Below are 23,286 nucleotides of genomic sequence, written 5' to 3' on the forward strand. Positions count from 1 at the left end.
CTGGCGGCCGCGGAACGCGGTTTGCGCGGATAAATTATCGGGCTACACCTTACACGGAACCTGCCGGGCATCTTGCTTTTGCATCCGCGTACGCAGCGGCGATGAGAGCTTGAAGCGCATGCTCATGCAGTGCGACGCCTTGCTGGATCTTGACGTGGCGCATGAATCGCCCGGAGCCGGTCAAGAGATGGTGCGGGTCATCCAGAACCGCCCCGAAGTAGAACCCGACATTCACGTGGGATCGGAATGCGGCGACATAGCTGAAGGCGAGGTTGCCGATGCAGGCCGTGGGTTGGCCGTCATGAAGCAGTTCCAGCACATCGGGACCGCACGACCGAATCTCATCGAACCACCTCAGTGCGACAACGCCTAGCTCGCCCGGCAAGGCTGAGAGCCAGCGCGCGACATCCGGATCGCGCCGTTGCGCGCCATCCAGCGTGAAAAGCCTTGTGTCGGTCATGTTCGCGATGAACCCGGTTTGCGAACCAACGCTGGAGTTAAGCGGGGGCGTAGCCGTCCACCTTGAACGAGTTGTTAGGCTTTGGTGGAAAAAGCAACCGAAGCCGCGACGATTTCAATGAGACCGCGAGCGAGGTACAGGTAGCTCACGCCCGGCTGCTCGCCGGTGACAAACTGACTGACGTTGCCGAACTTGGCATGCTCTTCCAGCAATGCCAAGTCCGTGATCTGGTTGAAGCGAGTCACGCCACTGAAGCTAAGCACCGCGAGTACACAATCCTGCATATGGCCCGACGGGTAATAGGCGAGCCGCACCTCAACAGTCCGCGCGACGGAATCGAGCGAAACACCGAGGAGATTAGCGTCGTGTAGTTCGAACTGCGACAGATCCATATCCGTGGGCCTAACGCTTGAGCTAAGCGGTGGCGCAACCATCCGCCTTGAACGAATTGCTAGCCATGCTAGCCATATACAAGCACCGTTGTAAGGCCCACGAATGCAATGGTGCGAACGCAGAAGAATGCTGCACATCCTTTGCAGAACTTCCCGAAGGCATGCCTAGCCATGAGATAGGCAAGCGAAAGCGGAATCGCTTGCGCCGCGCGCTACGATGCATGTCTCGCCCCAGCCGGAAACGCCAAGATGACGCTGTCGATCCGCCCTGCCACCGTCGCCGACATTCCCGCGCTGTGCGTCTGGAACCACGCGATGGCGCGCGAGACCGAAGGCCTGGAACTCGATCCGGCAGTGCTTGAACGCGGCGTGCGCGGCGTGTTCGAGCAGCCGCAGCGTGGCTTCTATCTTGTGGCCGAAGATGCGGGCGTGGCGCTGGGCGGTCTGCTGGTGACGCGTGAATGGAGCGACTGGCGCAACGGCGACTATTGGTGGATCCAGAGTGTCTACGTGGTGCCCGAAGCGCGCCGCGGCGGCGTGTTCCGCGCGCTCTATGCCGAGGTGGAGCGCCGCGCCCGCGAAGCGCGGGCGGCGAGCCTGCGGCTGTACGTGGAGGCGGAGAACCGGCGCGCGCAGCAGACCTATGCCGGGCTGGGTATGCATCCCAGCCACTACGCGATGTACGAACAGTTGCTCTAAGCGCCTGGTGGATCAGGCCGCCGACGCGGCCAGCCAGCGCTCGAGTTCGGCCGCCGGCATCGGCGTGCCGTAGTAGAAGCCTTGCAGCGAGGTGCAGCCGGCTTCGCGCAGGAAATCGGCCTGGGTAGCGGTTTCCACGCCTTCGGCGATCACTGTCTTGCCGAGGCTGCGCGCCATCGCGATGACTGCGCGGGTGATCGCGGCGGTGTCGGCGTCGGTGACGATGTCATGCACGAAGCTGCGGTCGATCTTCAGCGTGTCGACCGGGAAGTGCTTGAGGTAGGACAGGCTGCAATAGCCGGTGCCGAAGTCGTCCAGCGACAACCGCACGCCGCGCTGGCGGATGCGCTGCAGCAGCCGCGTGGTGGTCTCGCCGCCGGCCATCATCGTGCGCTCGGTCAGTTCGAGTTCCAGGTGGCCGGGGCCGATGCCGCAGGCGGTCATCAGCGCGTCGAGCTGCGGGTAGAAGTGTTCTTGCCGGAACTGCAACGGCGATACATTCACCGAGATCGGTATCACGCGGTGGCGCTGTCGCCACAGCCGGGACTGCAGGCAGGCCTGGCGCAGCACCCACTCGCCCAGTTCGGCGATCAGGCCGCTGTCCTCGGCGACCGGGATGAACTGGTCTGGCACGTACACGTCGTGGCCGTTGACCTGCCAGCGCAGCAACGCCTCGGCGCCGACGAGGCGGCCGCTGCGCGCATCCACCATCGGCTGGTAATGCAGCGACAGCGCCTCGTGCATCATCGCGTCGCGCAGCGATTGCTCGATGTTGCGCAGCGTGGCGGCGCGTTCGCTCATTGCGGCGGTGTAGCGGCGCCAGCCGCCGCGGCCGGCCACCTTCATCTCGTACATCGCCGTGCCCGCATGGCGCAGCAAGGCGTCGGCGTCGCTCGCGTCGTCGGGGAACACGCTGATGCCGATGCTGACGCCCACCTGCAGCGACGGCGTGCCCGGCAGTGCGATGCGCGCGCACTGGCGCTGCAGTCGTTCGGCCAGCGCGACCGCGTCGCAGGGTTCGTCCACGCGCGGCAGTAGCAGCACGAATTCGTCGCCGACGTAGCGGTAGAGGGTGTCGTCCTCGCGCATGGTTTCGCGTAGGGCTTGCGCCACCGCCTGCATCACCCGGTCGCCTTCCTCGTAGCCGATCTCCTCGTTGATGCGGCGGAAATGATCCATGTCGAGGTACAGCAACGCGCAACGGCGATCGTGCAGCGCAGCCCGGGTCACCGCTTGTTCGACACGCACCGGCAGCAGGCTGCGGTTGGGCAGGCCGGTGAGCGTGTCGTGCTGGGTGAGGTGGATCATTTTCAGCGCCAGCGCGCGGTTCTCGCTGACGTCGTGGCACACCAGCACGCCGCCGATCACGTTGCCGGCGTGATCGTGGATCGGCGCGGCGGAGTCCTCGATCGGCGTCTCGAAACCGTTGCGGTGGGCGAGCACGACCTTGCCGGACAGGTTCACGATGGCGTTGCGGCGGATTGCCTCGCGCAGCGGGTTTTCCACCTCCGCGCCCGTGTCCGCGTCACGCAGGCGGAATATCTCGTCCATGCGCCGACCCCTGGCTTCGCTGGCGCTCCAGCCGGTGATCGCCTCGGCGATCGGGTTGAGCGAGGTGATGTGCAGGCCCGGGTCGGTGGTCAGCACCGCGTCGCCGATCGAGTTGAGCGTGGCCTCGGCGAGCTGGCGTTCGCGGAACAGGATGTCCTCGAAGTGGCGGCGCTGGCTGATGTCCTGCACCTGGCTGACCACGCAGCGCAGCCGGCCAGCTTCGTTGCGTACCTGCGACACGCTGAGTTGCACGTGCACGGCATGGCCGTCGCGGTGCAGGTAGCGTTTCTCGGTGTGGAAGGCCTCGCGGCCGCCGTCGACCAGCTGGCGTGCGAGCGCCTCGCTGGTGGCCAGGTCGTCCGGATGGGTGATGTCGCGCCAGTTGCGTGCGAGCAGTTCGTGGTCGGCATAGCCGAGCATCGCGCACAGCGCGGCATTGACGCGCAGGAACTGGCCATCGGGATGGATCAGCGCCATGCCGATCGCCGCGTGCTGGAACGCCTGGAAGAAGCGCTGCTCGCTCTCGCGCAGCTGCAGTTCCAGCGCATGCCGCTCGGTGATGTCGGTAAACACGGCGATGACGCCGCGCACGCGGCCGGCGGGGTCGGAATCCGGCTGGAAGTGCCCGTGCACGTAGCGACTCAGCTTGCCGCAGGCGAGCTCGCCCTCGTAGTGCGTGGGCTGGCCGCCCAGCGCACGCAGCAGCGCGGCGCGGGCGCCGAGGTAGCTCTGCACGTCCAGCGTTTCGCTGACGCGGCGGCCGATGAGCTGCGCGGGGTCGACGCCGAACCAGCGGCGGTGAGTCTCGTTGAGGTAGCGGAAGCACAGCTCGCTGTCGATGAAGGCGATCAGCGCCGGCGCATTCTGCAGCACGTGCCCGGCCAGCTCCGACAGAAAGGCGGGAGCGGGTCGATCGCCATCGGTGGACTGCACTGCCGTGGACATCTTCGCTACCTGCAAAGATCCGGTTGCCGACCCGTACCGTGCATCATGCGCCCGCCGGCCACCGGTTTGCACCCGCCGCTGCGTGAACGATTTGTGCAGGCGGTATCCCGCCTCAGTGCAAGGGTATCGCCGGTGCGGCCAGGCGGCCGTGTTCGTCCAGCACGATGCGGCCCGGCGCCTGCAGCTCGGCGGCGGCGCCGTAGCGAGCGGACAACGCCGCCAGCAAGGGGCCGAGCGCCCGCGGCTGCAGGGGGTAGCCATGGGCGAGCAAGTGCGGGCGGCCGCCGTCGCCGCGCTGCGCCACGGTGACCGCCACCACGCCGAGACCAGGGGCTTCATGGGCGTAGAGCTGCGGCATGTCGTAGCGCGGATCGGCCGCGGCCACCGGTTCCAGCAGCCAGCCGGCCTCGCCGGTTTCTTCCGGCGCCGATTGCAGGCGCAGCGGCAAGGTATGTGCGTCCAGCAGGGCCGCGTACTGGCGCAGCTCGAACACGGCGCCGGCGAGGCCGTGCGCGCGTTCCGCCGGGTCGCCTTCCTGCGCGGCCAGCCATGCGGCGGGCGACTGCGCCAGCACCCGGCCTTGTTCGTAGCGCAGCGCGAGGCCGCGTGCGCTGAGTACATCCTCGCCGCGGTAGGGCGTGAGCAAGGCGGCCTCCAGCAGGCTCCACAGCGGCGCGAGGTTGACGTGTTCGTATTGCACGCAGGTGAGCGCCATCAGGTCGTTGCGGCTGAGATAACGCGCGTGTTCCAGCCGCACGCCCAGCGTGCGCATCAGCCAGTCGGCGGTACGCGCGCCGGCCTCGCCGCGGCCGACCAGCTGCACCTCCACCTGTTCCGACAGCTCGTCGGCCAAGGCCTCCGGCGCCAGCAGCGACAGCGGCAACAGGCGCATCGGGCCGTCGGCGAACTGTGGCGCGGGCTCCAGCGGCTGCGCCGGCATGCGGCGATCGTGGCTGCCGAACGCCACCACCTGCTCCACGCCGGCGCGCGGCACGCGGCGGCCCAGCTCGTCCAGCGTGGCCCACACCGGGAAACCGGGGCGCAACAGCTCGACCGGGTCGAACAGCGCACCCGCCAGCACCAGTCGCGCCTGGGCCACCTGCGGCAGCAGCGCGTGCAGGTCGGCGGCGACCAGGCCGGCGAGTTCGTCCGCCTCGTCGCGGCTCAGGCTGGCGCGCGGCACGGCACCGGCCACCGGTTCCAGGGCGAGCACAATGGGCAGGGCGATCAGCGAGGCAGCTTCCACGGTGGGGTAGTCCGGGAGGGGAAAACCGCCATTCTAGCAAGCGGGTCCGGGCCGGCCCGGCGTCGCCCCGGCCGGTTTCGGTGAATGGAGATCCACTTTGCGGCTTGCCGCGCTTTCGCGCCGTGGCGGAGCGGGTTAGCCTTGCAGGCAGGGCTTGGTTCTGGATCGTCTTGGACATGGAACAGATGCAACGGCGCGTAGGTGTGGTCGGGGGTGTGCGGATTCCGTTCTGTCGCAACAACACCGCCTACGCCGACGTGGGCAATTTCGGCATGTCGGTGAAGGTGCTCGGCGCACTGGTGGAACGCTACGGCCTGCACGGCGTGGAATTGGGTGAGGTGGCGCTGGGGGCGGTGATCAAGCACGCCTCGGACTGGAACCTCGCGCGCGAGGCGCTGCTCTCCTCCGGCCTTGCGCCCACCACGCCGGGCATCACCACCGCGCGCGCCTGCGGCACCTCGCTGGACAACGCGATCATCGTGGCGAACAAGATCGCCTGCGGCCAGATCGAGGCCGGCATCGCCGCAGGTTCGGACACCACCAGCGACGTGCCGATCGTCTACGGCACCCGCCTGCGCAAGCGGCTGCTGGCGATCAACCGCGCGAAAACCCTGCAGGACAAGCTGAAGATCGCGCTGCACCGCTTCTCGTTGAAGGAGCTCAAGCCATCCTTCCCCGGCGTGGCCGAGCCGCGCACTGGCAAGTCGATGGGCGACCACTGCGAGCAGATGGCCAAGCAGTGGCATATCGACCGCGAGGCGCAGGACCGGCTGGCGCTGGAGAGCCACCGCAAGCTTGCCGCCGCCTACGAGTCCGGTTTCTTCGAGGATCTGCTGGTGCCGTTCCGCGGCCTGACACGCGACGGCTTCCTGCGTCCCGACACCAGCATGGAGAAGCTCGCTGCGCTGAAGCCGGCGTTCGACCGGACTTCCGGCCAGGGCACGCTCACCGCGGGCAATTCCACCGGCCTCTCCGATGGCGCCGCCGCAGTGCTGCTGGCCAGCGAGGATTGGGCCGCCCAGCGTGGCCTCACGATCCAGGCCTGGTTCCGCGATGCCGAGGTGGCCGCGGTGGACTTCGTGCACGGCGAAGGCCTGCTGATGGCGCCGACCGTGGCGGTGCCGCGCCTGCTGAAGCGCAACGGCCTCACCCTGCAGGACTTCGACTACTACGAGATCCACGAGGCATTCGCCGCCCAGGTGCTGTGCACGCTGCGCGCGTGGGAATCGGCGGAATACTGCAAGAACCGGCTGGGGCTGGACGCGCCGCTGGGGGCGATCGACCCGGCCAAGCTCAACGTGCACGGCTCCAGCCTCGCCGCGGGGCACCCGTTCGCCGCCACCGGTGCGCGCATCATCGCCACCCTGGCAAAGCTGCTGGAGCAGAAGGGTTCGGGCCGCGGCCTGATCTCGATCTGCACCGCCGGCGGCATGGGCGTCACCGCGATCCTCGAACGCTAGCCTGAAGCCCCTCCACGTGCGCGCGGCAGGGGCTTCAGCCGCGATTCGCCTGCGCGGGTGCATAAAGGCCGGCATGTTTCGCCTGCGTACCACCACCACCTTGAGCCTGCTCGCGCTGGCCGCCGGCATCGCCGGCACGCAATGGCTCAGCGGCTTCAGCACTGGCTGGGCCGGCCCCAGCGAGCGCGTGGCGGGCTTCGTGCCCGCGGCGCGGCGCGGCCGCGAGCCGGTTCGCGTGCCGCAGCGCCATGCCGCGCGCCAGCCGCGTGCCATGGCGGTGGTCCACCGCGAAGTGCGGGCGCCCGTCGTGGCTGCCGCGCAGGCCGCGGAAGCCGCGCCATCGCCCGAGCTGGTGCCGTTGTCGATGCCGGATGCGCCGGTATCGTGGTCGCAGATGCAAGGCCATTTGCGCGGCCGCGTGTTGCTGCATGTCGCCATCGACGGCAGCGGCCGCGTCACCGATGCGACGCTGGCCGAATCCAGCGGCGACCCTGTGCTCGATGCCCATGCGCTGGCCACCGTGCGCGGCTGGCGCTTCGCCGTGCCGGCCGATCACCCCGACGGCTTCAGCGGCGACTTGCCGTTGCGCTTCACCAGCGGCGACCCGCAGGTGGCGCAGGCGCCGTAACGGGCGCCGCCCGCCTCACAGAATTCCCTTCACCCCCGCCCCGAACGCCGTGATCAGCCGCGTGTAGATCAGTTTCGGCGAGATCGCCACGTCGGGGAAGTCGCCCACTGGCGTGTAGCACTCCCGGAATTTCGGGTTGTCGGGGGCGAGCGGGCCGCAGCCGGGCTTGATCTCGTAGCTGGTGGCGTAGCGGAACGGCCACAGGTCGAACAGCGGCAGGCGCGCGGAGACGTCGCCGATGGCGAGGCTGATGTCGCCGAGGACCGGGATGGTGGGCTCGCGCTTGCCGATGGTCCACGCATTCTGCGGTTGGGTGTCCTCGAGGATCGAGTCGCGCAGCTCGCTGGCGAAGCGGGGGTCCTGGACGATCACGGCCGCCTCGGTGTTGTAGTGGTCCGAGCGCGGGTCGAAGTTGTGCGAGCCGACCATCGCGAAACTGTTGTCCACCACCATCGACTTGGCGTGCAGGCTGTAGCGGCGGCCGTTGCTGCGCAGGGGGGCGGGGCGGTTGCGCCTGCCGTGGCTGCCGAATACGCCGGGGCGGCGCTCGTTGCCCGGAAAGCGCCGGCGCGGTTTGCCGGGCGTGGCGCCCGGCGTGCCGGCGGGACCGTCGTCCTCGGTGTCGTTGGCGTCCTCGAACGCTTCCTCGGCGCTGTCCGCGTGCGGCTTAAGTTCGTGGATCTGGAAGCCGTATTCGGTGAGGTAGTGGCGGCGATGCTTGTAGGAGAGTGCATAGACCGCGAACGCGTCGGTGGCGGCCAGCGAGTTGGTGGAGACGATGATGCTGGGCGGCGGGGTCTGCTTGTGCAGGCGCTTGAAGATGTCCTGCGCGCGCTTGCTGAGCACCAGGTAGGGCGTCTGCATCACCACTTCCCGCTTCGCGTCGGCGACCATTTGCATCAGCTGGGCGGTGAGTTCGCGGGCGTTGCGTTTGTGCGGCTCGTCGGTCTTCGCCGGCAGGTCGCTGAAGTAGTTCACCTGGCTCACCTGCAAGGTGTCGTCGCCGATCCAGGCGGCGAGCCAGTCGGGGTCAGCCGCCTCGGCCTGGGCGCGCGCCACTCGCGCCGGGTCGGTGTAGTGCGGGGCGATCCAGCCGGGCGGCGCGCTGTCGCTGCGGATGCGCCGGTTGACGTCGCGCAGGCGGATCAGCGGCACCGAGCGTTTGTGGTCCCAGAACAGCGTGAAGCTGTCGGCCATCTCCCGGCCTACCGGCCCGCCGGCCATCACATCGCGGTCGAGGTAGTCGAAGTCGGGGTCCCAGTTGAAGTAGCGGTTCTGGTAGTTGCGCCCGCCGGTGATGCCGATGGCGTCATCCACCAGCAGCAGTTTGTTGTGCATGCGCTGGTTGAATTTCATGAAGCAGCACACGATGCCGGCGGCGAATTCCAGCGGCGGCGTTTGCGCGTCGTGGAAGGTGGGGTTGTACAGCTTCACTTCGAGATTGGGGCTGACCCGGGCGAGGCGGTCGAGCAGGCCGAGGTCGTCGAAGGAGAACAGCTGGTCGGCGAGGATGCGCACCTTCACGCCGCGCCGTGCCGCTCGCACCAGCTCGTCCAGCACCAGCTGGCCGACGTCGTCTTCGTCCCAGATGTAGGTCTGCACATCGATGCTGTGCTGCGCGGCGCGGATCAGGCTGATGCGCGCCACCAGCGCAGCTTCACTGTCATCCAGCAAGGTGACCGTGTTGACCGGGTAGTCGGCGGTGGAGGTGGCGATCGCCTGCTGCGCGGCTTCCAGCAGGGGCGAAGGCGTGGCGCAGCGGTCGGCCTGGTGGCAGGTGTCCTCGCGGCCGGGACTGGCGGCGACGAGGGCGCCGGCCTCGCGGATCTGGGCACGTGTGAGCGAGCAGCCTGGCAGCAAGACCACGCACGAGACGAGAAGCAGGAAGATGGACCAGCGCAGGCGCATGGCAACCCGCAGGGCCGGGTCTGTTTGCCCGCATGCCGGCGTCATCACTCGGTCGTGGACGGACGTCCACTCCCTCGTTCTTCCTTGGCCTGCGCGCAAACAGCTCCCGGCGCGGGCCGTGGGGAGATCATGAACAGGCTCCAGGGGTTGCATCAGTGCGGCACGGTCTGCAAGGCGATGTCCAGGCGCAGTTCGACGTGGTCGGAGACGATGGCGCGAAGGCTGGTCATGCCGAACGTACTGCGCTGCAGCTGGCCGACCAGCACGACGCGGCACGCGGCCGGCGCACAGTGCAGCGGCTGCAGCGTGAAGCGCACCGGTGCGGTGACGCCGCGCAGGCTGAGGCGCCCCGGCAACGCGCCGCCGCGTTCCAGCGTGGCCAGCGGGAACGGGTCGGAGACGAAGTGGATGAGCGGGAACTGCGCGGCGTCGAAGAATTCGGGTGCCAGCATCCGGCGGCGCGAGGCCGGCGTGTCGGCGCTCAGGCTGGCCACGTCGATGCGCGCGTCGACCACCACGCTGCCCGCCTGCGGGCCATCGCGCAGCGTACCGTCGATGCGGCTGAAGCGACCGAGGATCTCGCGCCACAGCAGGTGCGTGCTGAACGTGGCCTGCGAGTGCGCGCTGTCGATACGGTAGTCGGCGCCGTGGGCGGTCGGTGGCAGTAGCGCGAGGGCGAGCAGGGCGGCGTGTGCGTGTCGCCTCACGGCGACCAGAACGCATCCAGCCGCGCGCTGGCCGGCTCCAGCGGGCCGTTGAGGTGCAGTACCGCCAGGCCGGCTGGCGGCATGCCGCGGAACTCGTCCGAGCGGCCTTCCACCAGCAAGGCCACCAGCCGCTCGATGCCGGGATTGTGGCCTACCAGCAGCACGGTGCCGGCGTCGGCGTGCTGGTCGAGCAGGGCGAGCAGCTCGCCGGGCGTGGCGTCGTAGATCTCGCCGGCCTGCTGCAGCGGCGGCGGATCGGCGAGCGCGGCCAGCGCCAGCTGCGCGGTTTCCTCGGCGCGGCGCGCCGGCGAGCACAGCGCGCGCAGCGGCCGAGCGCCGTGCCGGGCCAGCCATGCGCCGGCGTCTTTCGCCTCGCGCCGGCCGTGCTCGCTGAGCGGGCGCTGGCGGTCGTCGCCGCCGCCGTCGGTGGGCAGGGCTTCGGCGTGGCGCAGCAGGATCAGTTCGTGCATGGAAAGCTCCGTGGAATGGTGGTGACGGCGCGCTCAGGCGGCCTGGCGCTTGATCCAGCGCAGTAGCGGTTTCCAGTCCTGCTGGTGGCTGCGCACCTGCTCGGACTGGTAGTCGAAGATGCCCTTGCCCAGCGCGGTGAGCAGCACGTAGGCCTGGCTGTCGCGCAGCTGCGCGACGACCGGGAACGGCGAGGCGGCTGCGAGCTGTTCCACCGCATCCTGGCTGGCGCGGGTCCAGGGCTTGAGGCGGTTCGCGACCAGCGCCACCGGCACCTTGCCGTTCTTGATGCGCTTGATGGACTGCAGTTCGCCGAGGAAGTGCGTCGTGGCGTCGAGGTCGAAGCTGGACGGCAGCACCGGCACCAGCAGCACGTCGGCCTGCTCGATGAAGGGTTCGAGTTCGCGTTCGCCGGAGCCGGCAGCGGTGTCGATCAGCAGCTGCTGGGTGTCTGGCGGCAGGCGCTGCAGGGCCTTGCGGCCGCCTTCCAGGCCCAGCACGCCGGGTACGTGGTCGGGACGGCGACCGGCCCAGCGGTAGCTGGAACCCTGGTGGTCGGCGTCCACGATGGCGGTGTGCTGCCCGGCCTGTGCCCAGTGCGACGCCAGTTGCGTCGCCAGCGTGCTCTTGCCGCATCCGCCCTTGCTGCTTGCCACCAGCGTCGTAAGCATGGGTCGCCCCGGTCCGCGAAGGTGGCCCAAGCCTAACCGGTGTTCCCGGTCATGGGGAGTGTGCCGGCGCCGGAGCATCCTGCGCAGTGGGTTGCCAGCTGCCCGGTGCGGTGGTGGAGACGCCGCTGGCACGCAGCACGGCGGTGATCTGGCTCATCTCGGTGCCGCCCTGTTTCGCGGCCGCCAGCAGCCGCTGCGCCGTCGCAGGATCGTCCTGGGCGCGCAGCGCCAGCTGCGAATAGTTCTGTATCTGCCAGGCCAGGTCGCGGCGCTGCTGGCGGGCGTCCGCCTGCGCGTCCGCGTCGCCGAGCACCTCGCGCAGGTGCAGGCCCAGCGAGCGTGCCAGCGGGCTGGAACCCCATTCGAGCAGTTTGCCGAGCTTGAGGCAGTCGGCCTTGGTCGCGGCGTCGTCGCCGGCGTTTTCGCACAGCTTGGCGACCCCTGGCAGGGCAGGCCGCGGCTGCAGCCGGGCGTTGCCCAGCACGATCAGCGCCTGCACGCCTTCCGGGCCACCCGCGCTCTGCGTGGCCGGCGGCGGGGGCAGCGCATCCACTACGCCGGCCAGCGCGGTAACGCTGCTGCCGGTGTAGTCGTCGTAGGATTTGGCGGCGGCGGCCTTGGCCAGGTCGTCGCGTGCCGCGTCGGACTTCATGTCGCGGTTGTCGAGGCCCAGCTTGAGCAGCCACGGTGCGGCGTTGTCCGGCGCCAGCTCCAGCAGCTTGCGCAGCGCGGTGGCGTTCGGGCAGGCATCGGCCTGCGCGTCGCAGTCGGCGAGGCGCATCCACTGCTCGGCGGGGCCGGCGTCGCTGGCCGCGGCGGCGCGGCTGATCAGCGCATGGAAGCTGTTGGTCTTCGGCTGCTGCGGCAGTGGACGGGCCAGCACGGCCGCGCCCAGCAGCGGCTGCGCCGTGGCGCGCAGCGCCAGCACGCTGACCAGGTCGCGCTGGAACGATTGCAGCGCCTGCACGCGTGCGTCGGCAGCGGGGGGTGTCGCGGTGGCGGCTGGCGCCGGCTGTTGCGCGGCGAATGCCGCGGGTGCGGCGGTCAGCGACAAGGCGCCGGCAAGGGCAAGGCAGTGCCATCCACGCATGAGGTGCTCCAGCGATCACAGAGCCGCCAGCTTAGCGGCGGGCGTTGAGGATGCTCTGAACGGTATCTGAGTCGGAAGATGCCGCGACAGGGCTGTCCGAAGACGAGTTGTTGCTAGGATGCCGGTTCGTCCGCGCGCCCGGCGCGCTCCACAACACAGGGGCCGGAGGACATGCCGTGAATCATTTTTCCAGTTTTGCCGATGGCGCGCCGTGGTTCGCCGGCTGGGGCACGCTGGCGCTGATCAATGCGGGCCTTGCCCAGGGCAAGAACCGCAGTGGCCTGATCTGGTTCCTACTCTCGCTGCCGTTCGGTCCGCTGGCGACGCTGGCGCTGGTGGTGTTGCCGAAGGTGCGCGGCAAGCTGTTTTGAGGGGCAGGGGCGAAAACTGCTGGCCCGAGGTGAACTAGGGCACTCACAGAGCGCGCTTGCTTCAAGCCACACCTCGACGATCCGTACTATGTCTATTTGAAGCTTTTGGCTTATTCGCCAAAAGCTTCGCGCATGAATTCCGGCTGGGCCAGCGCGGCCTTGTGAATCTCGGCGTTGTAGTAACGGGTAGGGAAACCCTTGCTGATCGCGCCGCGCTCGCGGAAGCCGCTGAGGTCGCCGCCCTTGCGCGCCATCGTGCAGCTCCACCAGCCGGTGGGGTAGCAGGGCTGCGGGAACGGCAGGGTCTTCACTGCGCTGAAGCCGGCCGTGCGCATTGCCGCGCGCATCGACTTGATGAGTTCGATATGCGCCAGCGGCGATTCGCTCTGCTGCACCAGCAGGCCGCCGTGGCGCAGCGCCTTGAAGCAGCTGGCGTAGAACGCGGCGTTGAACAGGCCTTCGGCCGGGCCCACCGGGTCGGTGGAGTCCACGATCACCAGGTCGATCGACTCCGGCTCGGCCTCGGCCATGTACTTGATGCCGTCGATGAACAGCAGTTCGGCGCGCGGGTCGTTGTTGGATTCGCACAGCTCGGGGAAATACTGCTCGGCGAGGCGGGTGACGCGCTCGTCGATCTCCACCTGGGTGGCCTTCTCCACTTCCTCGTGCTTGAGCACCTCGCGCAGCGTGCCGCAGTCGCCGCCGCCGATGATCACCACGCGCTTGGCGCGCGCGTGGGTGAACAGCGCGGGGTGGGTCATCATCTCGTGGTACAGGAAGTTGTCGCGCGTGGTGAGCATCACGCAGCCGTCGATCACCATCAGCTTGCCCCAGTCGGTGGTCTGGTGGATCTCGATGGTCTGGAACGGCGTCTTCTCCGCGTGCAGCAGTTGCTCGGTGCGGAAGCCGATGGAGGAGCCGGAGGCCTGGTGGGCTTCGGTGTACCAGCTGATCTGCTGCGACATGGGTGTTCCTGGGGGTCCGAACGGGATGTTTGGCCGCCCATTGTAGCCGAGCTGCAGCGTATGGGCTGTTACAATGCCGGTTCCGAGGCGCCATGCGCCCGGCTGGCGCGATCGGCCCCGCGGCGTGCGAGGCTTCCGGCCCATCGTGCTTACCTACCGTCAAGGCTCGCCGCTGCGACGACATGCTTTCCGTTGGTACGAGGAGACCCTCCATGTCGAAGCGCTGGACCGTGGCCGATGCCCGCCACACCTATGCCGTGGCCCATTGGGGCGACGGTTACGTCGATGTCAGCGATGCCGGCGAGATCGCGATCCGCCCGCATGGCGCGCGCGGACCCGCGCTGCCGCTGCCGGCCATCGTCGAACGCGCGCGCGGCGAAGGCCTGCGCCTGCCTCTGCTGGTGCGCTTTCCCGACATTCTGGCCGACCGCCTCGCGCGCCTGCAGGGAGCGTTCGCCAAGGCGATCGGTGAATGGAACTACGCGGGCGGCTACACCGCGATCTATCCGATCAAGGTGAACCAGCAGCGCGGCGTGGCGGGCGAACTGGTGGCCGCCGGGGCGCAGGGCTTTGGCCTGGAGGCCGGCTCCAAGCCCGAGCTGATGGCGGTGCTGGCGATGGCGCGGCCCGGCTCCATCGTGATCTGCAACGGCTACAAGGACCGCGAATACGTCCGTCTGGCGTTGATCGGGCGCAAGCTCGGCTTGCGCGTGCACATCGTGATCGAGAAACTCTCCGAGCTGGATCACGTGTTCGCCGAGGCGAAGGCGCTCGGGGTCGAGCCGCTGCTCGGGGTGCGCGTGCGTCTCGCTTCGATCGGCGCCGGCAAGTGGCAGAACACCGGCGGCGACAAGGGCAAGTTCGGGCTGTCGCCGGCGCAGGTGCTCACCCTGATCGAACGCCTGGAGCAGGCCGGTCTCAAGCACACGCTGAAGCTGCAGCATTTCCACATGGGCTCGCAGATCTCCAACGTGCGCGACATCGCCAACGGCATGCGCGAGGCCACCCGCTACTTCGTCGAGCTCACCCGCATGGGCGTGCCGCTGGAGACCGTCGACGTCGGCGGCGGCCTGGGCGTGGATTACGAGGGGTCGCGTTCGCGCAGCCACAACTCGATCAACTACTCGATCGAGCAGTACGCCGCCACCATCGTGCAGTCGCTGGCCGAGGCGGTCGAGGCGGAAGGCCTGAAGGCGCCGCATATCCTCACCGAGGCGGGCCGTGCGATGACCGCGCACCATGCGGTGCTGGTGGTCAACGTGAGCGAGGTGGAGGAGGTGCCGGCCGGCGCGATCCCACCTGTGGCGAAGGACGAGCCCGCGGTGTTGCGCCGCCTGCGCGAGGTGCACGGCGAACTCGACCAGCGTCCCGCGCTGGAGCTGTTCCACGAAGCCCAGCACCATCTGAGCGAAGGCCAGACCTTGTACGCGCTGGGCCAGCTGGCGCTGGCCGACCGCGCGCGGCTGGACGAGATGTACTACGCCGTCGCCAACGCGGTGCGCGCGCGCCTGCTGCCCGGCGAGCGCTCGCATCGCGCCGCGCTGGACGAGCTGGACGAGAAGCTGGTGGACAAGTACTTCGTCAACTTCTCGGTGTTCGAGTCGGTGCCCGACATCTGGGCGATTGACCAGATTTTCCCCATCGCGCCGATCGCGCGGCTGGACGAGGAGCCGGCGCGCCGCGGCGTGATCGTCGATCTCACCTGCGACTCCGACGGCCGCATCGACGACTATGTCGACGCCGAAGGCGTGGACGTGAGCCTGCCGCTGCACGCACTGCAGGACGGCGAAAGTTACCGGCTCGGCATCTTCATGGTCGGTGCCTACCAGGAGACGCTGGGCGACATCCACAATCTGTTCGGCGATACCGACGCGGTGAACGTGCGGGTGGCCGGCGATTCGTATGTTTTCGCGCACAAGCGCCGGGGCGACACCACCGACCTGATGCTGGACTACGTGGGCTACGACCTCGCCGCCCTGCGCGCCAGCTACCGCGAGCGCATCGCCGCTGCGGGCATTGCGGGCGAGGCGGCCGAGCAGCTTTACCGCACGCTGGACGGCGGCCTGACGGCCTACACCTACCTCGCCGAGGAAGGCTGACACCGATGGCCTCCTCTCCCTGCGGGGATGAGGAAGCAAGCCGCCTTGCACCAAAGGCTGATGGTGCCGTCACATGCCTTCCCTACAATGGCGGCCTCCCCCTCACGGAGTACCCCCATGGGCAGTCTCGACGGCAAGGTGGCCCTGATCACGGGCGCGGCCAGCGGCATCGGCAAGGCGATCGCGGAGCTGTACGCGAAGCACGGCGCGAAGGTGGCGATCTGCGATATCAACCAGCAGGCGGCCGACGCGGCGGCGGCGGAAATCAGCGCCGCGGGCGGCCAGGCCATCGGCATCGCGATGGACGTCACCGATGAGGCCGCGGTGGATGCGGGCACCGACAAGGTGGTCGCGGCGTTTGGCGCGCTGGATATCCTGATCTCCAACGCCGGGGTGCAGATCATCAACCCGATCGACCAGTTCGCCTTCGCCGACTGGAAGAAGATGCTGGCGATCCATCTCGACGGTGGCTTCCTGACCACCAGGGCCGCACTGCGCCATATGTACCAGGGCGACCGCGGCGGCATCGTGATCTACATGGGCTCGGTGCATTCGCACGAGGCGTCGAAGTTGAAGGCGCCCTACGTCACCGCCAAGCACGGCCTGCTCGGCCTGGCCCGCACGCTGGCGAAGGAGGGCGCACCGCACAACGTGCGCTCGCACGTGATCTGCCCCGGCTTCGTGCGCACGCCGCTGGTGGAGAAGCAGATTCCCGAACAGGCCAAGGAACTGGGCATCAGCGAGGCGGACGTGATCAAGAACGTGATGCTGAAAGACACCGTGGACGGCGTGTTCACCACCGTCGACGACATCGCGCAGACCGCGCTGTATCTCGCCACGTTCCCTTCCGCCGCGCTGACCGGGCAGAGCTTCGTGGTCAGCCACGGCTGGTACATGCAGTAAGGCCATGGCGGACGACAAGCAAGGCACGCCGCTGGCCGAAGCGGTAGCGCGCGACTACCGCACCGTGGCCCTGGTGCTGCAGGGCGGCGGTGCGCTGGGCGCCTACCAGGCGGGCGTGGTCGAGGCGCTGGAGGAGGTGCAGCTGCGCCCCGACTGGATCGCCGGTATCTCGATCGGCGCCTTGAACGCGGCGATCATCGCAGGCAATCCGCCGGAGCGTCGCGTCGAGCGCCTGCGCGATTTCTGGGACACGATCTGCCGCGTCTCGCCATGGCCGCCTGTCGCCTTGCCCGCGGCGCTCGATGCCCGCCACTGGCCGTTGGTGCTGCAGAACGGGCTCAGCGGCCTCGCGGCATGGAGCGCCCTGATCCAGGGCCAGCCCGGCTTCTTCCGGCCGCGCTTGCCGCCGCCGTTCCTGCAGGCGCAGGCCACGCCCGCCACCGCGAGCTGGTACGACACCACGCCCTTGCGCGGCACGCTGGAGCGCCTGGTCGATTTCGACCGCCTCAACGATGCGCGCGCGATGCGCGTGTCGGTGGGCGCAGTGAACGTGAAGAGCGGCAATTTCGTCTATTTCGACAATACCAGGCAGCGTCTCGGGCCCGAGCACTTCATGGCCTCCGGCGCGTTGCCGCCGGGCTTCCCCGCGGTGGAGATCGACGGCGAGTACTACTGGGACGGTGGCGTGGTTTCCAACACGCCGCTCTACCGCGTGCTTACCGAGCAGCCGCAGCGGGACATGCTGGTGTTCCAGGTCGACCTGTGGAGCGCGCAGGGCGAGTTACCCCACGACATGCCCGGCGTGGCCGAACGCAGCAAGGAGATCCAGTACTCCAGCCGCACCCGGCTGATGACCGAGTACATGCACGAGAGCCGCCGCCGCCAGCGCCTGCTGCAGGACGTATTGGCGCTGGTGCCGCCGGAACGTCGCGCCGACCCGGCCTATCGCCAGGCCGAATGCGAGGCGAACGGCGCGCTGGTCAACCTGGTGCACCTGATTTACCGCGACAAGCCCTACGAGGGCCACTACAAAGACTACGAGTTCAGCGCCGCCAGCATGCACGGCCACTGGCGCAGCGGCCTGGCCGACATGCGCCACACCTTGGCGCACCCGAAGTGGCTGGCCGCGCCAACGGCCGAGCAGCCGTTCGTGACCCACGACGTGCACCAGGAGTGAGAACGATGGTTTCCGATCGCCTGGCTTCAGCCCCGGTAGGGCCCGCCGGTCTCGCCCCAGCCCCAGGCGGGCATAGGCGCTTGCTCGCCGGGTAATTGTTCGAGCTGCGAGTTCAGTACGGCAAGTCGCGTGCCCCATTCCACGTAGCCGACAAAGGCGGAGCGGAATTCCGGGTCGTCCGGCAAGCCGGCAACATCGGCGCACTCCAGCAGCAGCGCCATCCAGCGTGCGCGTTGCGCTTCGTTCAAATGCCGCCCCACGTGCTTCGCCAGCATGGCCTGGTGGCCGCCGCGTTGCTGGCTGTAGTCGGCCGGGCCGCCGAATACTTCGGCGAGGAACAGCGCGACGAAGTGGGGATGGCGGGCATCCATGTGCGCAAACAGCGGCGCCAGCAGCGGATCGTCCGGTACGCGCTGGTAGAAGATCTCGGTGAGGCGCTCGAGCGCAGGCTGGCCGCCGGCCCATGCGTAGAGGCTGGGAATCCCGTCATCGCTCATGGCGACTTGGTCCGTTGCACCGACGTAGCACGGTAGTGCCGCATTTCCTCGATCATGTCCACGTAGGGCTTGATCGCGGCGAAGAAGGCGCGGAATTCTGCGCTGTTGCGGAAGCCCTGCATGTGGCCTTCCACCGAATCCCATTCGATGCGCAGGATATAGCTGCCCGGCTCGTCCAGGCAGCAGGCCAGCTCGTAGCCCAGGCAGTGCGTGGAGGCATCCAGGCCACGTGCGGCTTCGACGTAATCCTGTTCGAATCGTGCCGCCTGCGCCGGCGGAATCTTGTAACGGATGTACTCGGCAATCATGCTCGGCCCTCGTGGAGACATCGGGGTGGCCTCTCGATTCTGCATCCGCCGTTGTGCGGAAAGATACGCACCGCAAAGTTACCTGCCTTGCCTTGAGTCGCCGCATGAACCACTCCCAGCGCAAGACCTTCGCCTGTCCCGTCGACGTGACGCTGAGCCTGATCCACGGCAAGTGGAAGCCGATGATCCTGTGGCTGCTGTCGACACGGCACCGGCGCTTCAGCGACTTCCAGGCGGCCATGCCGCAGGTGGCGCACAAGGTGCTCAGCCAGCAGCTGCGCCAACTGGAGGAGGACGGATTGATTTGCCGCGAAACGCGCGATGCGCGCGGACAGCGCATGGATTACCGGCTGACCGAGTTCGGCCGCAGCCTGAGGCCGGCACTGAACGCGCTGGCGAACTGGGGCAAGACCCACCATCGCGCCTTGGGCATGGAGTACGGCGTTTCCGGCGGGGTGGGTTGATCCGCGCCGGTGCGCGATCGCCTTAGTCGCGATGCACCTGCAAGCCGGCCGCCGACTGGCTGGTCGGCATGATTTCGAGGCGGTTGATGTTGAGGTGCGGCGGCAGGTTGGCGATCCACCAGATCGTGTCGGCGATGTCGCCGGCGGTGATCGGGCAGGCGCCGGCATAAAGCTGGTCGGAGGCAGCCTGGTTGCCGCCGGTACGTACCAGGGTGAACTCGGTTTCGGCCATGCCGGGCTCGATCGAGGTGACGCGCACGCCGGTGCCGTGCAGGTCCACGCGCAGGTTCTGCGAGAACTGGCTGACGAAGGCCTTGGTGCCGCCGTAGACGTTGCCGCCGCGGTAGGGATAGCTGCCGGCGATCGAGCTGATATTGACGATCGCGCCGCGGCGCGCGATCAGTCCGGGCAGCAGCAGATGGGTCATCGTCGCCAAGGCGGTGACGTTGGTGTCGATCATCTGCCGCCACTGCGCCAGGTCGGCCTGCTGTGCCGGCGCGGTGCCCAACGCGAGGCCGGCGTTGTTCACCAGCAGGTCGATATCGGCGAAATCCGCCGGCAGGCCGGCGACGGCGGCGCGCAGCGCGGCTTCATCGCGGATATCGAAGGCGACGGCATGCACCTTGTCGGCGCCGTGGGCGTCCACCAGCGCTTGCAGCCGCTCGGCGCGGCGGCCGCTGGCGATCACGCGCCAGCCGCCAGCCACGAAGCGTGCCACGGTGGCGGCGCCGAAGCCGGCGGTAGCGCCGGTGATCCAAACAGTCTTGGTCGTCATGTGCGCCAGTGTAGTGGCCGGCGCGCATCCGGGCGACCGAGGCGGCCGCCCGGATCGCAAGCTTGCACTCACTTGCCGGAGGCGATGTAGCTCAGCTCCGCGTTGTAGCTGTCCACGTGGGAGGACTCCTTGGCGACCGCGTCATTGATCGACTGGCGGATCGCAGCCGCGTCGCTCTTGCCGTACACGTTCTCGACCATCTTCCACACGTCGGGGTCGGGCTCGGTGCCCACGTCCGCCCAGCTCTTGTCGGGGATCACCAGGATGAAGTCGGGGGCGTCGTCGCCGGCGTCGATCATGCGGGCGAACTGGTAGTAGTGGGGCCAGTTCGACTTCGCGGCGGCGGCGGCGATCTTCTTCGCGGCGGCCATGAAGGTCTCCACGGCCTGGTGGCCGGGCTTGAGCATGAAGTAGCGGACCTCGATCAGCGGCGGCGGCGGGCCCTTGTCCTTGGGCAGGTGGCTCAGCTCGGGCATGGCCTGCATGAACGCGCTGATCTCGCTCTTCAGGTGCGGGTTGACGTCGGAGTGGATCACCCCGAGGCAGGCTTTCACTGCGGCGTCCATCGCGTCGAAGCTGGCCCACGGCATCGGATCCGAGACGTAGGAGTAGCTGTAGGTATCGCCGGTTTCGTGCGCCCAGGCCGTCCAGTTGTACTTGAAGCCGTGCTGGTGCAGGCACTGGTTGAAGTGCCTGGTACCGGCCTCGTACGCCTGCTGGTCCGCGGGCGCGACCATGTCGGTGAAATCGCGGGCCACACGGACATCGTCCGCCGCCTGCGCGCCATTGCATGTCAGCGCGAACGCCAGCGCCAGCCAGACTGTGCTGCTCTTCATGCGAACCTCCCCGGGCACGGGTCCCGTTGCGTGGATAGAACATCCCCCGCGTGTTGCTGACTTCCCCTGCACGTCGCTGACGGACGGCGGCCAAACAGCGTGCGCGGCGCCCGCGAAGCGGGGCGTGAAGGTCGCTATGGGCGAGCTTCACGCATGCTTAAGGCAACAAAAAGGCCGCGCTGCGAGCGCGGCCTTGGGGTGTGGGGCGGTCAGGGGTGGTCAGCCTAGCGGCCTTCCTTCAGCGCGATCGAGCTGATGCCGGCGCTGGAGAGGCGCTGCTTGGTCGTTTCCAGTGCGCTGGCGCTGGGGAACGGCCCCAGCCGCACACGGTGGAACGTCTGGCCGTTCACGTCGACGGATTGCACGTTGGCGACGAAGCCCTGCATGGCGAGCCGGGCCTTCATGGTCTCCGCATCGGCGGGATTGGGGAAGGCGCCGACCTGCAGCAGGTAGCCGCTGCCCGCGGCGGGCTTCGGCACGGCGGCGGCGGGAGCGGCCTCCACGTTCTGGGTGGCCACCGGCGCATTGCCCGCTACTGGCGGCGCCGCGACAGGCGCGGTCACCGGCTGGGCATTCGCCACAGCGGCCTGCTGCTTCTGTTGCTCGGCCTTGGCCTGCGCGCTGATCTCGGCATCCGGGATGCGCACTTCTTTCTCCGACAGCACGGAGTAGAAGTCGAACTGCGGCTTCTTCGGTGCGCTCTCGGCGTTGCCGGGCGCCACCGCGCCCGTTTCGCTGGGCGCCTCGGCGGTGGCCTGCGGATTCGCCTGCGGACCGTTCTTGGGCGCCATCGGCATCAGCGAGTGGCGCATCAGCACCACCACGGCCACCGCGCCGACCAGCACGCCGACCAGCGCCCAGACCCAGCCAGGAATGCCGCCGCCGCTGTTGCGTACGGCCTGCCGGCCCTTGCCTTTACGTGCTGCCATCACATGCTCTCCGGGGCGCCCAGGCCCAGCAGATCCAGACCGTTGCGCAACACCTGCCGGGTCGCCACCACGAGGGCGAGGCGGGCGTCGCGCAGGTCCTTGTCGTCAACGAGGAACTGGTGCGAGTTGTAGTAGGTGTGGAACGCGTTCGCCAGCTCGCGCAGCCACACGGCGAGCAGGTGCGGCTCCAGGTTCGTCGCCGCGGCTTCCACCACTTCGGGGTAGCGCGACAGCTCGGTGAGCAGGGCCTGCTCGTGTTCGTTGTCCAGCCGCGCGAGTTGCGCCAGCCCATTGTCCTGATCGAACGTGAACCCTTTCTCGCCGGCCTGGCGCAGCACCGAGCACACGCGGGCGTGAGCGTACTGGATGTAGTACACCGGGTTGTCGTTGGTCTGCGAGCGGGCCAGGTCGATGTCGAACACCAGCTGCGAATCGCTCTTGCGCGAGATCAGGAAGTAGCGCGTGGCGTCGCGGCCCACCTCGTCGATCAGGTCGCGCAAGGTGACGTAACTGCCGGCGCGCTTAGAGATTTTCACCTCCTCGCCGCCGCGCATCACGGTGACCATCTGGTGCAGCACGTAGTCGGGATAACCCTTGGGAATGCCGCAATCCAGCGCCTGCAGGCCGGCCTTCACGCGGGCCAGCGAGCCGTGGTGGTCGGAACCCAGCTCCGTGATCGCTTTTTCGTAGCCGCGCTGCCACTTGCTGAGGTGATAGGCCACGTCCGGCACGAAATAGGTGTAGGTGCCGTCGGACTTGCGCATCACGCGGTCCTTGTCGTCGCCGAAGTCGGTGGTCTTCAGCCACAGCGCGCCGCCTTCCTCGTAGGTGTGGCCGTGGGCGATGAGTTCGCGCACGGTCTCTTCCACCTTGCCGTCGGCGTACAGCGAGGATTCCAGGAAGTACACGTCGAAGCCCACGCCGAAGGCCTTGAGATCCAGGTCCTGCTCGCGGCGCAGGCTGGCGACCGCGAAAGCGCGGATCGCGTCGAGATCCTCGACGTTCTTCGCACCGGTGACGGTGTGGCCTTCCACGGTGACGTTGTCGCCGGCGAGATAGGCCTTCGCCACGTCGGCGATGTAGTCGCCGCGGTAGCCGTCCTCCGGCCAGCCGGCGTCGCCGGGGGCAAGGCCGCGCGCCCGCGCCTGCACCGAGATGCCGAGATTGGCGATCTGCACGCCGGCGTCGTTGTAGTAGAACTCGCGCTTCACGTTCCAGCCGCTGGCTTCCAGCAGGCGGCTGAGGCAGTCGCCGATCGCCGCACCACGGCCATGGCCCACGTGCAGCGGGCCGGTGGGATTGGCCGAAACGAACTCCACGCCCACCGTGCGGCCCGCGCCCAGCCCGTTGCGGCCGTAATGCACGCCCTGTTCGAGGATCTGGCGCACCTGGGCCTGGCTGGCGTCGGAAGCAAGGAAGAAGTTGATGAAGCCGGGTCCCGCGATCTCCACCTTGGCGACCAGGGTGCTGGCCGGCAGCGCGGCCACCAGCTTTTCGGCCAGTTCGCGCGGCTTGGCCCGCGCGGGTTTCGCCAGCAGCATCGCCGCGTTGCAGGCGAAGTCGCCGTGTTCGCGGCTGCGCGTGCGCTCGATCACGAAACCGGGGATCGCCAGGTCGACAGGCAGGATGGCCTGGGTTTGCAGGGCGTGGATGGCCTGCAGGATCAGTTCGTGCAGCTGTGCTTTCACGGGCGCGGCGGTTCCGGGATGGAACCGGCAATCCTAGCAGACCGCCCGC

General features: G+C 68.3%; 24 protein-coding genes. 8 read left to right on the top strand and 16 right to left on the bottom strand.

The annotated features are described in order from the left end of the window. Positions 1-49 precede the first annotated feature (49 nt). The gene (locus ISP14_RS12600; RefSeq protein ID WP_404540380.1) at positions 50-460 is read right to left on the bottom strand and encodes a DUF1801 domain-containing protein; all 411 of its coding nucleotides are present in this window, start codon (positions 458-460) and stop codon (positions 50-52) included. Positions 461-534: 74 nt separating this feature from the next. After that, a complete protein-coding gene (locus tag ISP14_RS12605; protein ID WP_404540383.1) occupies positions 535-852 on the bottom strand; it encodes a hypothetical protein in 318 nt (105 codons plus the stop codon). 249 nt (positions 853-1,101) lie between these two features. Between ISP14_RS12605 and ISP14_RS12610 the strand changes: the two genes are divergently transcribed. Next, on the top strand, positions 1,102-1,551 hold the full coding sequence (locus ISP14_RS12610) for a GNAT family N-acetyltransferase (RefSeq protein ID WP_404540385.1): 450 nt from the start codon (positions 1,102-1,104) through the stop codon (positions 1,549-1,551). Positions 1,552-1,563: 12 nt separating this feature from the next. On the opposite strand, the gene ISP14_RS12615 is transcribed toward ISP14_RS12610, so the two are convergent. Next, positions 1,564-4,047, bottom strand: coding sequence for a sensor domain-containing protein (locus ISP14_RS12615; RefSeq protein ID WP_404540389.1), 2,484 nt, complete (start codon positions 4,045-4,047; stop codon positions 1,564-1,566). A 112-nt stretch (positions 4,048-4,159) separates the two neighbouring features. Further along, a complete protein-coding gene (locus tag ISP14_RS12620) occupies positions 4,160-5,293 on the bottom strand; it encodes a hypothetical protein (RefSeq protein WP_404540392.1) in 1,134 nt (377 codons plus the stop codon). A 176-nt stretch (positions 5,294-5,469) separates the two neighbouring features. Here ISP14_RS12620 and ISP14_RS12625 point away from each other — a divergent pair, with 176 nt between their 5' ends. Together ISP14_RS12625 and ISP14_RS12630 are read left to right on the top strand one after the other, a co-directional pair. After that, entirely contained in the window at positions 5,470-6,753 is a 1,284-nt protein-coding gene (locus ISP14_RS12625; RefSeq protein ID WP_404540395.1) for an acetyl-CoA C-acetyltransferase, read from the top strand. 73 nt (positions 6,754-6,826) lie between these two features. Further along, the gene (locus tag ISP14_RS12630; RefSeq protein WP_404540397.1) at positions 6,827-7,381 is read left to right on the top strand and encodes an energy transducer TonB family protein; all 555 of its coding nucleotides are present in this window, start codon (positions 6,827-6,829) and stop codon (positions 7,379-7,381) included. Positions 7,382-7,396: 15 nt separating this feature from the next. On the opposite strand, the gene ISP14_RS12635 is transcribed toward ISP14_RS12630, so the two are convergent. From ISP14_RS12635 to ISP14_RS12655, 5 genes are all read right to left on the bottom strand, one after another. Then, a complete protein-coding gene (locus tag ISP14_RS12635) occupies positions 7,397-9,289 on the bottom strand; it encodes a phospholipase D-like domain-containing protein (RefSeq protein ID WP_404540400.1) in 1,893 nt (630 codons plus the stop codon). Positions 9,290-9,441: 152 nt separating this feature from the next. Continuing rightward, entirely contained in the window at positions 9,442-9,996 is a 555-nt protein-coding gene (locus ISP14_RS12640) for a YceI family protein (protein WP_404540403.1), read from the bottom strand. After that, positions 9,993-10,466 (bottom strand): SixA phosphatase family protein, encoded by a 474-nt coding sequence (locus ISP14_RS12645; RefSeq protein ID WP_404540405.1) that lies wholly within the window; start codon positions 10,464-10,466, stop codon positions 9,993-9,995. The genes ISP14_RS12640 and ISP14_RS12645 overlap by 4 nt, the downstream gene beginning before the upstream one ends. A 33-nt stretch (positions 10,467-10,499) precedes the next feature. Then, positions 10,500-11,135: a nucleotide-binding protein gene (locus tag ISP14_RS12650; RefSeq protein WP_404540408.1), complete on the bottom strand. Its 636-nt coding sequence runs from the start codon at positions 11,133-11,135 to the stop codon at positions 10,500-10,502. Between the two features lie 49 nt (positions 11,136-11,184). After that, positions 11,185-12,225: a hypothetical protein gene (locus tag ISP14_RS12655; RefSeq protein ID WP_404540410.1), complete on the bottom strand. Its 1,041-nt coding sequence runs from the start codon at positions 12,223-12,225 to the stop codon at positions 11,185-11,187. A 176-nt stretch (positions 12,226-12,401) separates the two neighbouring features. On the opposite strand from ISP14_RS12655, the gene ISP14_RS12660 reads away from it, so the two are divergent. Then, positions 12,402-12,596, top strand: coding sequence for an antitermination protein NusB (locus ISP14_RS12660; protein ID WP_404540413.1), 195 nt, complete (start codon positions 12,402-12,404; stop codon positions 12,594-12,596). A gap of 110 nt (positions 12,597-12,706) precedes the next feature. Here the strand turns inward: ISP14_RS12660 and speE are convergent, their stop codons facing one another. Beyond that, positions 12,707-13,561, bottom strand: a complete 855-nt coding sequence (gene speE, locus ISP14_RS12665) for a polyamine aminopropyltransferase (protein ID WP_404540418.1) — start codon at positions 13,559-13,561, stop codon at positions 12,707-12,709. 212 nt (positions 13,562-13,773) lie between these two features. Here speE and speA point away from each other — a divergent pair, with 212 nt between their 5' ends. From speA to ISP14_RS12680, 3 genes are all read left to right on the top strand, one after another. Next, positions 13,774-15,660: an arginine decarboxylase gene (speA, locus tag ISP14_RS12670; RefSeq protein ID WP_404540421.1), complete on the top strand. Its 1,887-nt coding sequence runs from the start codon at positions 13,774-13,776 to the stop codon at positions 15,658-15,660. 117 nt (positions 15,661-15,777) lie between these two features. Then, complete coding sequence (locus tag ISP14_RS12675; RefSeq protein ID WP_404540424.1) at positions 15,778-16,563, top strand: 3-hydroxybutyrate dehydrogenase; 786 nt, start codon at positions 15,778-15,780, stop codon at positions 16,561-16,563. Between the two features lie 4 nt (positions 16,564-16,567). Beyond that, a complete protein-coding gene (locus tag ISP14_RS12680; RefSeq protein WP_404540427.1) occupies positions 16,568-17,740 on the top strand; it encodes a DUF3734 domain-containing protein in 1,173 nt (390 codons plus the stop codon). Between the two features lie 26 nt (positions 17,741-17,766). Here ISP14_RS12680 and ISP14_RS12685 read toward each other — a convergent pair whose 3' ends face one another. Both ISP14_RS12685 and ISP14_RS12690 read right to left on the bottom strand, forming a co-directional pair. After that, a complete protein-coding gene (locus ISP14_RS12685) occupies positions 17,767-18,237 on the bottom strand; it encodes a group II truncated hemoglobin (RefSeq protein WP_404540430.1) in 471 nt (156 codons plus the stop codon). After that, positions 18,234-18,545 carry an antibiotic biosynthesis monooxygenase family protein gene (locus tag ISP14_RS12690; protein ID WP_404540433.1) on the bottom strand — a complete coding sequence of 104 codons (312 nt, stop codon included), beginning with the start codon at positions 18,543-18,545 and terminating at the stop codon, positions 18,234-18,236. Before ISP14_RS12690 ends, ISP14_RS12685 begins: the two co-directional genes overlap by 4 nt. A gap of 104 nt (positions 18,546-18,649) precedes the next feature. On the opposite strand from ISP14_RS12690, the gene ISP14_RS12695 reads away from it, so the two are divergent. Next, on the top strand, positions 18,650-19,009 hold the full coding sequence (locus ISP14_RS12695; protein WP_404540436.1) for a winged helix-turn-helix transcriptional regulator: 360 nt from the start codon (positions 18,650-18,652) through the stop codon (positions 19,007-19,009). 22 nt (positions 19,010-19,031) lie between these two features. Here ISP14_RS12695 and ISP14_RS12700 read toward each other — a convergent pair whose 3' ends face one another. The 4 genes from ISP14_RS12700 to argS form a co-directional block, all read right to left on the bottom strand. Further along, positions 19,032-19,784, bottom strand: coding sequence for an SDR family NAD(P)-dependent oxidoreductase (locus tag ISP14_RS12700; protein WP_404540439.1), 753 nt, complete (start codon positions 19,782-19,784; stop codon positions 19,032-19,034). Positions 19,785-19,852: 68 nt separating this feature from the next. Beyond that, positions 19,853-20,620 carry a hypothetical protein gene (locus tag ISP14_RS12705; protein ID WP_404540442.1) on the bottom strand — a complete coding sequence of 256 codons (768 nt, stop codon included), beginning with the start codon at positions 20,618-20,620 and terminating at the stop codon, positions 19,853-19,855. Positions 20,621-20,844: 224 nt separating this feature from the next. Beyond that, a complete protein-coding gene (locus ISP14_RS12710) occupies positions 20,845-21,549 on the bottom strand; it encodes an SPOR domain-containing protein (protein WP_404540445.1) in 705 nt (234 codons plus the stop codon). Then, the gene (gene argS, locus ISP14_RS12715; protein ID WP_404540448.1) at positions 21,549-23,237 is read right to left on the bottom strand and encodes an arginine--tRNA ligase; all 1,689 of its coding nucleotides are present in this window, start codon (positions 23,235-23,237) and stop codon (positions 21,549-21,551) included. Before argS ends, ISP14_RS12710 begins: the two co-directional genes overlap by 1 nt. Between the last annotated feature and the right edge of the window lie 49 nt (positions 23,238-23,286).

The sequence above is a fragment of the Dyella agri genome, from assembly GCF_044904705.1.
GTDB classification, from domain to species: domain Bacteria; phylum Pseudomonadota; class Gammaproteobacteria; order Xanthomonadales; family Rhodanobacteraceae; genus Rhodanobacter_A; species Rhodanobacter_A agri.

What these genes read in the sequence shown, in the direction of transcription:
- ISP14_RS12615 (WP_404540389.1), bottom strand. Translation starts at nt 4,047, where the DNA reads ATGTCCACGGCAGTGCAGTCCACCGATGGCGATCGACCCGCTCCCGCC.
- ISP14_RS12635 (WP_404540400.1), bottom strand. Translation starts at nt 9,289, where the DNA reads ATGCGCCTGCGCTGGTCCATCTTCCTGCTTCTCGTCTCGTGCGTGGTC.
- ISP14_RS12685 (WP_404540430.1), bottom strand. Translation starts at nt 18,237, where the DNA reads ATGAGCGATGACGGGATTCCCAGCCTCTACGCATGGGCCGGCGGCCAG.
- ISP14_RS12610 (WP_404540385.1), top strand. Translation starts at nt 1,102, where the DNA reads ATGACGCTGTCGATCCGCCCTGCCACCGTCGCCGACATTCCCGCGCTG.
- ISP14_RS12600 (WP_404540380.1), bottom strand. Translation starts at nt 460, where the DNA reads ATGACCGACACAAGGCTTTTCACGCTGGATGGCGCGCAACGGCGCGAT.
- ISP14_RS12625 (WP_404540395.1), top strand. Translation starts at nt 5,470, where the DNA reads ATGGAACAGATGCAACGGCGCGTAGGTGTGGTCGGGGGTGTGCGGATT.
- speA (WP_404540421.1), top strand. Translation starts at nt 13,774, where the DNA reads ATGTCGAAGCGCTGGACCGTGGCCGATGCCCGCCACACCTATGCCGTG.
- ISP14_RS12655 (WP_404540410.1), bottom strand. Translation starts at nt 12,225, where the DNA reads ATGCGTGGATGGCACTGCCTTGCCCTTGCCGGCGCCTTGTCGCTGACC.
- ISP14_RS12695 (WP_404540436.1), top strand. Translation starts at nt 18,650, where the DNA reads ATGAACCACTCCCAGCGCAAGACCTTCGCCTGTCCCGTCGACGTGACG.
- ISP14_RS12690 (WP_404540433.1), bottom strand. Translation starts at nt 18,545, where the DNA reads ATGATTGCCGAGTACATCCGTTACAAGATTCCGCCGGCGCAGGCGGCA.
- ISP14_RS12605 (WP_404540383.1), bottom strand. Translation starts at nt 852, where the DNA reads ATGGATCTGTCGCAGTTCGAACTACACGACGCTAATCTCCTCGGTGTT.
- ISP14_RS12630 (WP_404540397.1), top strand. Translation starts at nt 6,827, where the DNA reads ATGTTTCGCCTGCGTACCACCACCACCTTGAGCCTGCTCGCGCTGGCC.
- ISP14_RS12680 (WP_404540427.1), top strand. Translation starts at nt 16,568, where the DNA reads ATGGCGGACGACAAGCAAGGCACGCCGCTGGCCGAAGCGGTAGCGCGC.
- ISP14_RS12705 (WP_404540442.1), bottom strand. Translation starts at nt 20,620, where the DNA reads ATGAAGAGCAGCACAGTCTGGCTGGCGCTGGCGTTCGCGCTGACATGC.
- ISP14_RS12700 (WP_404540439.1), bottom strand. Translation starts at nt 19,784, where the DNA reads ATGACGACCAAGACTGTTTGGATCACCGGCGCTACCGCCGGCTTCGGC.
- ISP14_RS12710 (WP_404540445.1), bottom strand. Translation starts at nt 21,549, where the DNA reads ATGGCAGCACGTAAAGGCAAGGGCCGGCAGGCCGTACGCAACAGCGGC.
- ISP14_RS12650 (WP_404540408.1), bottom strand. Translation starts at nt 11,135, where the DNA reads ATGCTTACGACGCTGGTGGCAAGCAGCAAGGGCGGATGCGGCAAGAGC.
- ISP14_RS12675 (WP_404540424.1), top strand. Translation starts at nt 15,778, where the DNA reads ATGGGCAGTCTCGACGGCAAGGTGGCCCTGATCACGGGCGCGGCCAGC.
- ISP14_RS12645 (WP_404540405.1), bottom strand. Translation starts at nt 10,466, where the DNA reads ATGCACGAACTGATCCTGCTGCGCCACGCCGAAGCCCTGCCCACCGAC.
- speE (WP_404540418.1), bottom strand. Translation starts at nt 13,561, where the DNA reads ATGTCGCAGCAGATCAGCTGGTACACCGAAGCCCACCAGGCCTCCGGC.